Origin of the sequence: Pseudomonas sp. BN414, from assembly GCF_029871275.1 — a bacterium.
Lineage (GTDB): Bacteria > Pseudomonadota > Gammaproteobacteria > Pseudomonadales > Pseudomonadaceae > Metapseudomonas > Metapseudomonas resinovorans_C.
Map to the genome: position 1 here is coordinate 180,573 of NZ_SSOL01000066.1, position 11,730 is coordinate 192,302.

Consider the following 11,730-nt stretch of genomic DNA (forward strand, 5'->3'; position numbering starts at 1 on the left):
CGCGGGTACGGCTACTTTCGTTAAAATCTTCACGATAAATCCTGGACCCGAGCCAACATGCCCCAACCCCGCCCCTCCCTGACCCTGACCCTGCTCCAGGCCCGCGAAGCGGCCATGAGCTTCTTCCGTCCGTTGCTCAACCAGCACGATTTGACCGAGCAGCAATGGCGGGTTATTCGCCTGCTGCGCCAGCACGGCGAACTGGAGAGTTACCAGCTGGCGGACCTCGCCTGCATCCTCAAGCCGAGCATGACGGGCGTGCTGGCGCGCCTTGAGCGCGATGGCGTGGTGGTACGCCGCAAGGCTCCGCAAGACCAGCGCCGCGTGCTGGTAAATCTGACCGGGAAGGGCCACCAGTGCTTCCTCTCCATGAGCGAGGGCATGGAAGCCAACTACCAGAAGATCCAGGAGCAGTTCGGCGAGGACAAGCTCAAGCAATTGATCGAGCTGCTCAACGAGCTGAAGCAGATCAAACCCTGATAGGGCACGCCGCGAGCCGGGTCCTATGCCGGAAACGCAACGTTTCCGGCGCGCCATGAAAAGTGCAATCGAGAGACCGTAACGTCCATTCTTGACGTTTGCCCCCCGTCCCATAATCGCCCTGCACCCACTTGGGTTACCCGTTTCAGGCTCCGGCTTCCCGTGCCTTTGTGCATCGAGATGAGCCATCTGCCTGGCCTTTTCCAAGTACTAACAATAAGCAGGGCCTCGACATGAAAAAGCCAAACTCCCTTCTCGACGACCTCAAGGCCATCCTCCCGGCCATTGCTGCCAATGCCTCGAAAGCCGAGCAGTTGCGCCAGGTGCCGGAGGAGAACATCGCCATGCTCAAGGGCATCGGCATGCACCGCGCGCTGCAACCGAAGAAGTACGGCGGCATGGAAATCTCCCTGCCGGAGTTCGCCGATTGCGTGGTTGCCCTGGCCGGCGCCTGCGCCAGCACCGCCTGGGCTTTCAGCCTGTTGTGCACCCACAGTCATCAGCTGGCGATGTTCTCTGCACGCCTGCAGGAGGAGATCTGGGGCGAGGACTCCAATGCCACCGCCAGCAGCTCTATCGCACCGTTCGGCAAGGTCGAGGAAGTCGAGGGTGGGGTTCTGTTCAGCGGCGAGATGGGCTGGAGCAGTGGTAGCGACCATGCCGAATGGGCCATCGTCGGATGCCGGCGCAAGAACGCCGACGGCGAACTGGTCTACTGCTTCGCGGTGCTGCCTCGCAGCGACTACGAGATTCGTGATGACTGGTACGCCGCGGGCATGAAGGGCAGCGGCACCAAGACGTTGATCATCAAGGACGCCTTCGTCCCGAACCATCGCATCCAGGCCGCCAAGGACATGATGGAGGGGCGCTCGGACGGCTTCGGCCTGTACCCGGATAGCAAGATCTTTTACACCCCTTATCGCCCCTACTTCGCCAGCGGCTTCGCGGCCATCAGCCTCGGTATCGCCGAGCGCATGCTGGAGGCCTACAAGGAGAAGACGAAGAACCGCGTGCGCGCCTACACCGGCGCGAACGTGGGCACTGCCACCCCGGCGCTGATGCGCCTGGCCGAGTCCACCCACCAGGTAGCCGCCGCCCGCGCCTTCCTGGAAAAGACCTGGCAGGAGCATGCCGAACATGGCGAGCGCCACCAGTACCCCAGCCGCGAAACCCTGGCCTTCTGGCGCACCAACCAGGCCTACGCCGTGAAGATGTGCATCCAGGCTGTGGACCGTCTGTTCGAGGCGGCCGGTGGCACCAGTTGGCTCGAGAACAACGAGATGCAGCGTCTGTTCCGTGATTCCCACATGACCGGCGCCCACGCCTACACCGACTACGACGTCTGCGCGCAGATCCTCGGTCGCGAGCTGATGGGCCTGGAGCCTGATCCCTCGATGGTTTGATCCTCCGGGCTTCATCGCTCACCTGCGTGCCGGGCGGCCCTGCGTCGCCCAATCAGAACAATCGCGCGTCCGCCCTTCGGAGGTGGTCGCCAGGAGCTGCGCCATGTCCTCTCAAGAAACCCTCTTCGATTCCCGTGCCTTCCGCCGCGCCCTGGGCAACTTCGCCACCGGGGTCACGGTGATGACCGCCACTGCGCCCGATGGCACCCGTGTGGGCGTCACCGCCAACAGCTTCAACTCGGTGTCGCTGGAGCCGCCGCTGATCCTCTGGAGCATCGACAAGCGCTCCAGCAGCCTGGCGGTGTTCGAGCGAGCCAGCCACTTCGCGGTGAACATCCTCGCGGCCGACCAGATCGACCTGTCCAATCAGTTCGCTCGTCCCCGGGACGACAAGTTCGAGGGCGTTGCCGTGGAGTCCGGCATCGGTGGCGCGCCGCTGTTGCCCGATTGTGCGGCACGCTTCGAATGTGAAATGCACCAGCACGTGGAAGGTGGCGATCACTGGATTCTCATCGGCAAGGTGGTGCGTTTCGACGACTTCGGTCGTTCGCCGCTGCTCTACCACCAGGGCGCCTACTCCATGGTCCTGCCGCACACCCGCATGACGCAGAAGGCCAAGGGCCAGCCGGCTTCGAGCGCCTTTCAGGGGCGCCTGTCCCATAACCTCTACTACCTGATGACCCAGGCGGTACGTGGTTACCAGTCCGATTACCAGCCCAAGCAGCTGTCCACCGGCCTGCGCACCAGTGAAGCGCGCATGCTGATGGTGCTGGAGAACGATGCAGGCCTCGGCTTGTGCGATCTGCAACGTGAGGTGGCGATGCCCATGCGCGAAATCGAGGAGGCCGTGGCCATCCTCAAACGCAAGGGCATGGTGGCCGACGCGGAGGATCGTTACGTGCTGACCCCCGCGGGCGTGGAGCAGGCTGACGCGCTCTGGCGCATTGCTCGAGAACAACAGGAGAAGGTGTTCGCTCAGTTCGGCGAGGAGCAGGTGGAAACCTTCAAGCAGATGCTCAAGGCGGTGATTGCGTTGGGCTGATCGAGCTCGAGTGCAGAGCAAATGGCGCCCAAGGGGCGCCATTTTTTTGTAGGTTGTGGCTGAGCTTTGCGAAGCCCAACGAACCACGGCGCGTCTGGACGTTGGGCTTCGTTCCTCAGCACCAACCTACGGCAGGACTGTGTCCTGCTTGGCGAATGAATTCGCCCCTACAGGGATTTCCAGGCGGCAGGTGTTTGAGCGGCGGACACAAAAAAGCCGGCTCAAGGAGCCGGCTTCTTCAATTACCTGGGGCAATCAATACACCCCGCCACCCCCACTCACCGGAGTGGCCGTTCCCTTGAATGCACCTGCCAGGCTCTGCAACCCACGCATCAGCACCGTGGTATCCACGCCAACGGCGACGAAAGCGGCGCCCAGTTCGATGTAGCGACGCGCCAGGGTCTGGTCGGCGGAGAGGATGCCGGCGGCCTTGCCGGCAGCGCGGATGCGGGCGATGGCATCTTCGATAGCGGCCTGGACTTCCGGGTGGCCGGGGTTGCCGCGATGGCCCATGGCGGCGGAGAGATCGGCCGGTCCGATGAAGACGCCGTCAACACCTTCCACGGCGGCGATCACGTCCAGGTTGGCCAGGCCTTCGAGGTTCTCGATCTGCACCAACAGGCACATCTGCTCGTCAGCCTGGTCGAGGTAGCCGGGGATGCTGTTCCAGCGCGAGGCACGGGCCAGGGCGCTGCCGACACCGCGGATGCCAAAGGGCGGATAGCGCATGGCACGGACCAGCTCGGCAGCCTGTTCGGCCGACTCCACCATGGGCACCAGCAAGGTCTGGGCGCCAATGTCCAGCAGTTGCTTGATCAGCACCGCGTCACCGATGGGCGGGCGGATGATCGGCTGGGACGGGTAGGGTGCAATGGCCTGCAATTGGGCCAGCAGGGTGCGCAGATCGTTGGGCGCGTGCTCGCCGTCGAGCAGCAGCCAGTCGAAGCCGGCATTGGCCGCCAGCTCCGCGCAATAGGCATCGGCAAGGCCGAGCCAGAGGCCGATCTGCGGCTGGCCGGATTGCAGGCGCTGTTTGAAGTGGTTGATCGGCAGGTCCATGGAGGACTCCTTGGCAGGCATTGAATGTAGGAGCCAGCTCTGCTGGCGAAGCGCTTCGCGAGCAAGCTCGCTCCTACAGGGGCGCGTCAGACGAAGCGGCAGGCGATGCAGCCCAACTGGTCGTAGTCGACGTGGAAGGTGTCGCCGGGGTTTGCCGCCACAGGACGAGTGAAGGAGCCGCCGAGAATGATCTGGCCGGCTTCCAGGGTGACGTCGTAGGGCGCCAGCTTGTTGGCCAGCCACGCCACTCCCTTGGCCGGATGGTTGAGTACGGCAGCAGACACACCGGATTCCTCGATCACGCCATTGCGGTAGAGGATGGCCGGCACGCGGCGCAGATCGATATCTGTCGGGCGCACGGCGCGGCCGCCCATCACCACGCCGGCGTTGGCGGCGTTGTCGGAAATGGTGTCGAACACCTTGCGTGTCACTTTGGTATCGGGGTCCACCTGCTGGATGCGGGCGTCGATGATCTCCAGCGCGGGAATCACCCACTCGGTGGCATCCAGCACGTCGAAAACCGTGCAGTTCGGGCCGCGTAGGGGCTTGCCGAGGATGAAGGCCAGTTCCACTTCCACGCGCGGGACGATGAAACGCTCGAACGGGATGTCGCTGCCTTCCTCGAACAGCATGTCGTCCAGCAGCGCGCCGTAATCCGGCTCGGTGATATTGGACGACACCTGCATGGCCCGGGAGGTCAGGCCGATCTTGTGGCCGACCAGCTTGCGGCCGTCACGGATCTTCTGGGCGACCCAGGCGCGCTGGATGGCATAGGCGTCGTCGATGCTGATGGACGGGTAATCGAGGGAGAACTGACGCACCTGTTCGCGGGAACGCTCGGCGGCGTCGAGACGGGCGGCGGCCTGTTGGATCAGAGTAGGGTCGAGCATGACGGGGTTCTCTAACGAGGATTGACGAGTTCGGCGGGCGTGCGAAGCACCAGCGCGGCGCCGAGGGCGATGAATACGGCCAGGACGAACAGCGCGAGGCTGGCGCTCTGGGTGGTGTCACGCATCCAGCCGATCAGGTAGGGCGCGAGAAAAGCGGCAACGCTGCCGAAGGAGCTGATCAGACCGATCCCGGCAGCCTGGGTGCGGAAAGAGAGGAAGGCGGGTGGCAACTGCCAGAACATCGGCAGGGCGGCGCTGGCACCCATGCCGGCGATGATCAGTCCAAGCAGGACGGGGACGGTGCTGCCGGGTAACAGCCCGCTGATGGCAATGCCGGCAGCGCACATCAACAGCGGAACGCACAGGTGCCAGCGGCGTTCGCGGTGACGGTCAGAGGAACGACCGCAGGCCAGCATGAAGCAAACACCTGCCACATAGGGGATGGCGCTGAGCAGTCCAACCTGGCTGTCCCGGGCGATGCCGGTGCCGTGGATCAGGGTGGGCATCCAGAAGGCCAGGGTATTCACCGCCAGCATTACCGCGAAGTAGATCGCCACCAGGAGCCACACCCAGCGATCGCGCAAGATCCCGGCGAAGGAGGTGATGGGCTTGCGCTGCTCCTCGATCGCCATGTCCTCCCGCAAGCAGCGCTTCTGCTCGTCGCTCAACCATGCAACTGCATCAAAGCGCTCCGGCAGGTTGAACCATACAACCAGGCCAAGAAGGATCACGGGGGAACCTTCCAGCAGGAACATCCACTGCCAACCGCGCAGGCCCAGGTGGTCGTGGAAACCTTCGAGTATTGCGCCAGACAGCGGCCCGCCTATCACCCCGGCCATGGGCACGGCGATGGCGAACAGGGCGGTGATCTGGGCGCGGCGACGTGCCGGATACCAGCGGTTGAGGTACACCAGAATGCCGGGGAAGAAGCCGGCCTCGGCCACGCCAAGAAGGAAGCGCAGTACGTAGAAACCGGTGGCGTCCTGGATCAGGAACATGCCGCTGGATAGAAAGCCCCAGACCACCATCAGGAAAGCGATCCAGCGGCGTGGGCCGACCCGTTCCAGGGCCAGATTGCTGGGCACGCCAAACAGGGCGTAGGCAATGAAGAACAGACCGGCGCCGAGGCCGTAGACGGTGTCGCTGAACTGCAGGTCAGCGCTCAGCTGCATCTTGGCGAAGCCGATATTGATACGGTCGAGGTGGGCGAACAGGTAGCACACCAGCAGCAGAGGCATCAGCCGCCAGGTGACGGCGCGATGGGTCGCGTCGCGGATGGCGTGTTCGGTGCCAGCAGGGCAAACGGAATCGATTGTGCTCATGGTCTTGTACTTTTTCTGAATGAGAGCGGGGGAGGTGGGGCGGCTTCAGCCGCCCTGGCCCCTCAGGAATGCATGCACGTTGTTGAGCTTGTAATTGAGCTCGGCATCCACCTCGGTCATCTCGAAGGAGAGGGCCAGCAAACGGCGCGCCTGGAGTCCGGCGAAGTGCTGGGTGATCGTCTCGAACAGCTCGTCGGCCACCTGGCGGCGGGTCTCCAGGTCACGGCCGGCACCGACCTTCAGGGTCATGTGGGCGAACGCGTAGTCGTGCTTGCCGTCCGCCATGCGCCAGGTATCCAGGCGCATGGCACGGCTGCGGATGCCCCCGAGGGGAAAGACCCCCGAGGCGCCCAGGCAGGCGTGGACCTTCTCGAAGAGGCCCGGCAGGTCAGCCTCGGCCTCGATGTTGTGGGTGTATTCGACGATGAAGTGCGGCATGGCGCTGCCCCTCAGAGACGGCTGGTGGAGGCGATGCCGGCCGGGTTCGACGCCTGGGCGGCGGGAATGGCGGAACCGTCCTGCGGGGTGACCGGAAACACGGCGTTGATCTGGCCGGTGCCGGAGGAGCCAAAGTAGGGGGTGACGACTTCGGCCTTGCCGTCGTACTTCGACCAGCCCAGTGCGCCCAGCAGCATGGCGGTGTCGTGCATGAAACCTTCGCCGTGGCCCTTCACCGCGTACTCCGGGAGCATGGCGCAGAAGTCTTCCCAGTCGCCGTCTTCCCACATCTGCACCACGCGGTGGTCCAGGGTTTCCAGGAAGGGGCTCCACACTTTCGTGGCGAACTCGGGCGCCTGGCCGTTCTGGGCGAAACGATGGGACAGCGACCCGCTGGCGAGGAAGGCGACAGTGCCGTCGTAGTGTTCTTCCACAGCCTTGCGCATGGCCCAGCCGAGACGGGCGCTGTCGTTCAGGTAGTGGGAGGTGCACAGCGCCGACACGGAGACCACCTTGAAGTGGCGGTCGGTGTTCATGTAGCGCATGGGGACCAGGGTGCCGTACTCCGGCGCCAGGGTAGTGGCGTCGTGGGCCATGGTCTCCACGCCGAAACGGTTGCATTCCTCGGCCAGCAAGCGGCCCAGCTCGGGGTTACCCGGGAAGCCGTACTCCATGTTGGCGATGAAGTGCGGCAGCTCGTTGCTGGTGTAAAGGCCTTCGAAGTTCGACGCGCAGTTGATGTGGTAGTTGGCGTTGACCAGCCAATGGGTGTCGAACACGACGATGGTGTCGACGTTCAGCTCGCGGCAGCGGCGGCTGATCTCGATGTGTCCATCGATGGCGGCCTGGCGGAAGCCCTGGCGCGGGCCCGGCAGCTCGGACAGGTACATGGACGGAACGTGGGTGATCTTGGCAGCCAGAGCAAGTTTGCCCATGACGGTAACTCCTCGTGTCGTTCCCCGCTTGGGGAACCTTGTTATCGGGTCGGTTGCACGCCGGCACGGGGAGGGGAGTCGGACTCCCCTCTTTATGGATTAGCCGTTATCTCACAGGCCCCAGCGCGGGATGTGGTGGTTGCCCATGGAAATGCACACGTTCTTGATCTCGGCGAACACCTCGAAGCTGTATTGACCGCCTTCGCGGCCGGTGCCCGAGCCCTTCACACCGCCGAACGGCTGACGCAGGTCGCGTACGTTCTGGCTGTTGATGAAGACCATGCCGGCTTCGATGCCACGGGCCAGGCGGTGGGCCTTGCCGATGTCCTGGGTCCAGATGTAGGAGGCCAGGCCGTACTCGGTGTCGTTGGCCAGGCGCAGGGCTTCGGCTTCGTCCTTGAACTTCATCAGGCAGACCACCGGGCCGAAGATTTCTTCCTGGGCGATGCGCATGCGGTTATCCACATTGGCGAACACCGTGGGCTGGATGAACTGCCCTTTGGACAGGTGCGCAGGGAGGTTGGCTGGGCGTTCCAGACCGCCGGCCAGCAGGGTGGCGCCTTCCTCGATGCCGATACGGATGTAGCCGGTGACCTTGTCGTAGTGGGCCTGGGTAATCATCGAACCGACCTGGGTTTTCGGGTCCTGCGGATCACCCACGATCAGGCGTTTGGCACGGGCGGCGAATTCGGCGACGAACTGGTCGTAGACGCTCTCCTGGATGAAGATCCGGCTGCCGGCGGTGCAGCGCTCGCCATTCAGGGAGAAGATGGTGAACAGCGCGGCGTCCAGCGCGCGGTCGAGGTCGGCGTCGTCGAAGATCAGTACCGGCGACTTGCCGCCCAACTCCATGGAGTATTTCTTCAGACCGGCAGTCTGCATGATCTTGCGACCGGTGGCGGTGCCGCCGGTGAACGAAATTGCGCGCACGTCAGGGTGACGGACCAGGGCGTCGCCGGCGGTGGCGCCGTACCCCTGCACCACGTTCAGCACGCCTTTGGGGATGCCGGCTTCCAGGGCCAGACGGCCCAGTTCGTTGGCGGTCAGCGGCGACAGCTCGCTCATCTTCAGTACCGCGGTGTTGCCCAGGGCCAGGCAGGGTGCGGTCTTCCAGGTGGCGGTCATGAACGGCACGTTCCACGGCGACACCAGCCCGCACACGCCTACCGGCTGGTACAGGGTGTAGTTGAGCATCTGGTCGTCCACCGGATAGCTGTGGCCATCCATGCGGGTGCAGACCTCGGCGAAGAACTCGAAGTTGTGCGAAGCACGGGGGATCAGCACGTTCTTTGTCTGGTGGATCGGCAGGCCGGTGTCCAGGGTTTCCAGCTCGGCCAGGTGCGGTACGTTCTGGTCGATCAGTTCACCCAGCTTGCGCATCAGCTTCGCGCGCTCTTTCGCCGGGGTATTGGCCCACTTGGGGAAGGCTTCCTTGGCGGCGGCCACGGCGGCGGCGATTTCTTCAGCGCCACCGCTGGCGACTTCACCGATGGCGTCCATGGTGGCCGGGTTGTAGTTGACGAAAGTCTCTTTGCTTTCGACTTCCTGGCCGTTGATCCAGTGCTTGATCATGCTGCTCATGCCTCTTGTTGCTTGCGGGCGAAGCCTTTGCTTTCGAAGAAATCGGCTTCGCTGACGATTCGGTTGACCAGTCGACCTACGCCCTCCACTTCCACCACCACTTCATCGCCCGGCACCACGTCGGCCAGGCCCTCCGGCGTGCCGGTGGCGATCATGTCGCCCGGTTGCAGGGTCATGAAGCTGGAGAAGTATTCGATCAGGTACGGGATGTCGAAAATCATGTCCGCGGTGGTGCCTTCCTGCTTCAGCTCGCCGTTCACCCAGGTGCGCAGCTTCAGCTTCATCGGGTCGGCCACATCGGCGGCGTCGACGATCCACGGGCCGACCGGGGTGGTGGCGTCGCGGTTCTTCACCCGCAGGTTGGGGCGGTAGTAGTTCTCGAGAAAATCGCGGATGGCGTAGTCGTTGCAGACCGTGTAGCCGGCCAGGTAGGCGAGGGCGTCTTCGCGTTTCACGTTGCGCGCCGGCTTGCCGATCACCGCCACCAGTTCGCACTCGTAGTGCATGTAGGCGACGTTGTCCGGGCGCCAGGTGACCTGGTTGTGGCCGGTGTAGGTGCCTGGCGACTTGATGAAGGCCAGCGGCTCGGTGGGGGCCTTGAAGGCCAGCTCGGCGGCGTGGTCGGCGTAGTTCAGCCCCAGGGCGAACATGTTGCCGGTGGCCGGTGGCAGCCACTGGACCTGGTCCTCGGCCAGCAGGCGGCCATCGGCGAAGCGGACGGCGTTGCCTTCTTCTACGGTTACGGCGTGGACGTCGCCCTGGTAACGGATGCGTGCGTGTTTCATCTCGGGCTCCTTATTCCGCAACCACGGTGTTGGCGAGTCGGCCGAGGCCGGTGATTTCCACTTCCACGAGGTCACCGGGCTGCACGTCTACGCGGCCTTCCGGGGTGCCGGTGATCAGCACGTCGCCCTCGTGCAGGGTCATGAATTCACTGATTTCCTCGATCAGCTGAGGGATGCCGCGCACCAGGTTGGCGGTGCTGTTCTCCTGACGCAGTTCGCCATTGACGAAAAGCTTGAGGGTCAGCGCGTGCGGGTCCTGCACGTCGGCAGCGGGTACGAGTTCCGGACCGATGGGGCAGAAGCCGTCGCGGCACTTGGCCTTGACCGCCGGGCGGTAGTAGCTCTCTTCCGGCAGGCTGAATTCGTTGACGATCACATAGCCGGCCACATGGGCCAGGGCGTCGGCGGCGTTTACGCGGCTGGCGCTCTTGCCAATCACTACGCCGAGCGCCGGGCCCGGCTGCAGGCGCTCGACGCCTTGCGGGTAGACCACCGGCTGTCCGTGGCCATTGCGGGTGTTCGGAGTCTTGATGAACAGCACCGGCTTGACCGGCGGCTTCTGGTAGGGCAACTGCTGGAATTCCTCCAGACGGCTTTCCAACAGGCCCCGGTAGTTCAGCGCAACGCCGAACAGGGTACCGGTGGCGACGTGGTCGAGTGCAGGGCGCATGGTCCTCTCCTGTGGATAAAAAGCGGGTGTTGCCGTGACAGGAACATCACCCGTAACGAGGATTTCGTTAATGTGTTAACGTTATATTTAACATGTTAATGATCGTCAAGCCTTGCGTCTTCACCTTCCGTCATCGAAGGTGTGCGAAGGCAACGGAGAAAGGTCGCCATGGCAGAGCGCCAGCCCATTCCCAACATCAACATCGGCCAGGTCTACGACCAGCGGTACGCCGATGCCGAAGTGCACTACGAGGCCCTGGGCAAGCTCGCGGACTTCTTCGGCCGCAACATGCCGGTGCATCGCCACGACCGTTTCTTCCAGGTGCACTACGTGAAGAGTGGTGCGGTTCGGGTCTATCTCGACGAGCAGCAATACCGCCAGGAGGGGCCGCTGTTCTTCCTCACGCCACCGACCATTCCCCATGCCTTCGTCACCGAGCAGGACGCCGACGGCCACGTACTCACGGTTCGCCAACAGTTGGTCTGGCCTTTGCTGGAGGCTGAACAGGGGCTGGCCGATAGCGCGCAGATTGCGCCCGTATGCGTGGCCTTTTCGGAGCTGGGGCAGGAGTACGGCGAGGAGGTGCAGCGTCTCGACCTGCTGTTCGACCAGCTGCGCAGCGAGTTCACCGCCAGCCGGCCGGGGCGCGAGGCCAGCCTGTCAGCGCTGACGCGGTTGATCTTCATCAGCCTGTTGCGCCTCTCGGCCCGTTCGCTCAAGGCGCAGCCGGCGCGGCATGAAGACTTGCAGGTGTTCCACCGTTTCAATGGATTGATCGAGGCGCACTACCGCGAGCACTGGTCCCTTGGGCAGTACGCGGAGCAGATGGGGGTCACGGAGGCGCGTCTGAACGACATCTGCCGACGCATCGCTGACCTGCCTTCCAAGCGCCTGATCCACGACCGGGTGATGCAGGAGGCCAAACGCCTCCTGCTGTTCACCGGCAGCTCGGCCAACGAGATCTGCTACCTCCTGGGCTTCCGGGATCCGGCCTACTTCAGTCGCTTCTTCGCCCGTAACGCGGGCATGACCCCCGGCGAATACCGCCAGCGCAAGGCCGAAGACAAGGAAGAGGCCTGGCGCTGAAACACACTATTGGCTGAGCTGCATCCCACCCAGGGCGTC

At 63.8% G+C, this 11,730-nt stretch carries 12 protein-coding genes; 4 read left to right on the top strand and 8 right to left on the bottom strand.

Annotation, left to right across the window (positions count from 1 at the left end):
- Positions 1–57 precede the first annotated feature (57 nt).
- From hpaR to E8E95_RS15200, 3 genes are all read left to right on the top strand, one after another.
- The gene (hpaR, locus tag E8E95_RS15190) at positions 58–480 is read left to right on the top strand and encodes a homoprotocatechuate degradation operon regulator HpaR (RefSeq protein ID WP_280351479.1); all 423 of its coding nucleotides are present in this window, start codon (positions 58–60) and stop codon (positions 478–480) included.
- A gap of 233 nt (positions 481–713) precedes the next feature.
- Positions 714–1,883, top strand: coding sequence for a p-hydroxyphenylacetate 3-hydroxylase oxygenase component (locus E8E95_RS15195; RefSeq protein ID WP_280351481.1), 1,170 nt, complete (start codon positions 714–716; stop codon positions 1,881–1,883).
- A gap of 103 nt (positions 1,884–1,986) precedes the next feature.
- On the top strand, positions 1,987–2,925 hold the full coding sequence (locus E8E95_RS15200; protein WP_280351483.1) for a p-hydroxyphenylacetate 3-hydroxylase reductase component: 939 nt from the start codon (positions 1,987–1,989) through the stop codon (positions 2,923–2,925).
- Positions 2,926–3,180: 255 nt separating this feature from the next.
- Here the strand turns inward: E8E95_RS15200 and hpaI are convergent, their stop codons facing one another.
- The 8 genes from hpaI to E8E95_RS15240 form a co-directional block, all read right to left on the bottom strand.
- Positions 3,181–3,984 (bottom strand): 4-hydroxy-2-oxoheptanedioate aldolase, encoded by an 804-nt coding sequence (gene hpaI / locus E8E95_RS15205; RefSeq protein WP_280351486.1) that lies wholly within the window; start codon positions 3,982–3,984, stop codon positions 3,181–3,183.
- 86 nt (positions 3,985–4,070) lie between these two features.
- Positions 4,071–4,874, bottom strand: a complete 804-nt coding sequence (hpaH, locus tag E8E95_RS15210; RefSeq protein ID WP_280351489.1) for a 2-oxo-hept-4-ene-1,7-dioate hydratase — start codon at positions 4,872–4,874, stop codon at positions 4,071–4,073.
- Between the two features lie 11 nt (positions 4,875–4,885).
- Positions 4,886–6,196 (bottom strand): MFS transporter, encoded by a 1,311-nt coding sequence (locus tag E8E95_RS15215; protein ID WP_280351491.1) that lies wholly within the window; start codon positions 6,194–6,196, stop codon positions 4,886–4,888.
- Positions 6,197–6,241: 45 nt separating this feature from the next.
- Positions 6,242–6,634 carry a 5-carboxymethyl-2-hydroxymuconate Delta-isomerase gene (locus E8E95_RS15220; RefSeq protein ID WP_280351493.1) on the bottom strand — a complete coding sequence of 131 codons (393 nt, stop codon included), beginning with the start codon at positions 6,632–6,634 and terminating at the stop codon, positions 6,242–6,244.
- Between the two features lie 11 nt (positions 6,635–6,645).
- Positions 6,646–7,569 (bottom strand): 3,4-dihydroxyphenylacetate 2,3-dioxygenase, encoded by a 924-nt coding sequence (gene hpaD / locus E8E95_RS15225; RefSeq protein ID WP_280351495.1) that lies wholly within the window; start codon positions 7,567–7,569, stop codon positions 6,646–6,648.
- A gap of 111 nt (positions 7,570–7,680) precedes the next feature.
- Complete coding sequence (gene hpaE, locus E8E95_RS15230) at positions 7,681–9,141, bottom strand: 5-carboxymethyl-2-hydroxymuconate semialdehyde dehydrogenase (RefSeq protein WP_280351744.1); 1,461 nt, start codon at positions 9,139–9,141, stop codon at positions 7,681–7,683.
- A 5-nt stretch (positions 9,142–9,146) separates the two neighbouring features.
- Complete coding sequence (locus E8E95_RS15235) at positions 9,147–9,935, bottom strand: fumarylacetoacetate hydrolase family protein (RefSeq protein ID WP_280351497.1); 789 nt, start codon at positions 9,933–9,935, stop codon at positions 9,147–9,149.
- Between the two features lie 10 nt (positions 9,936–9,945).
- Positions 9,946–10,605 carry a fumarylacetoacetate hydrolase family protein gene (locus E8E95_RS15240; RefSeq protein ID WP_280351499.1) on the bottom strand — a complete coding sequence of 220 codons (660 nt, stop codon included), beginning with the start codon at positions 10,603–10,605 and terminating at the stop codon, positions 9,946–9,948.
- Positions 10,606–10,773: 168 nt separating this feature from the next.
- On the opposite strand from E8E95_RS15240, the gene hpaA reads away from it, so the two are divergent.
- A complete protein-coding gene (hpaA, locus tag E8E95_RS15245) occupies positions 10,774–11,691 on the top strand; it encodes a 4-hydroxyphenylacetate catabolism regulatory protein HpaA (protein ID WP_280351501.1) in 918 nt (305 codons plus the stop codon).
- Positions 11,692–11,730: the final 39 nt, after the last annotated feature.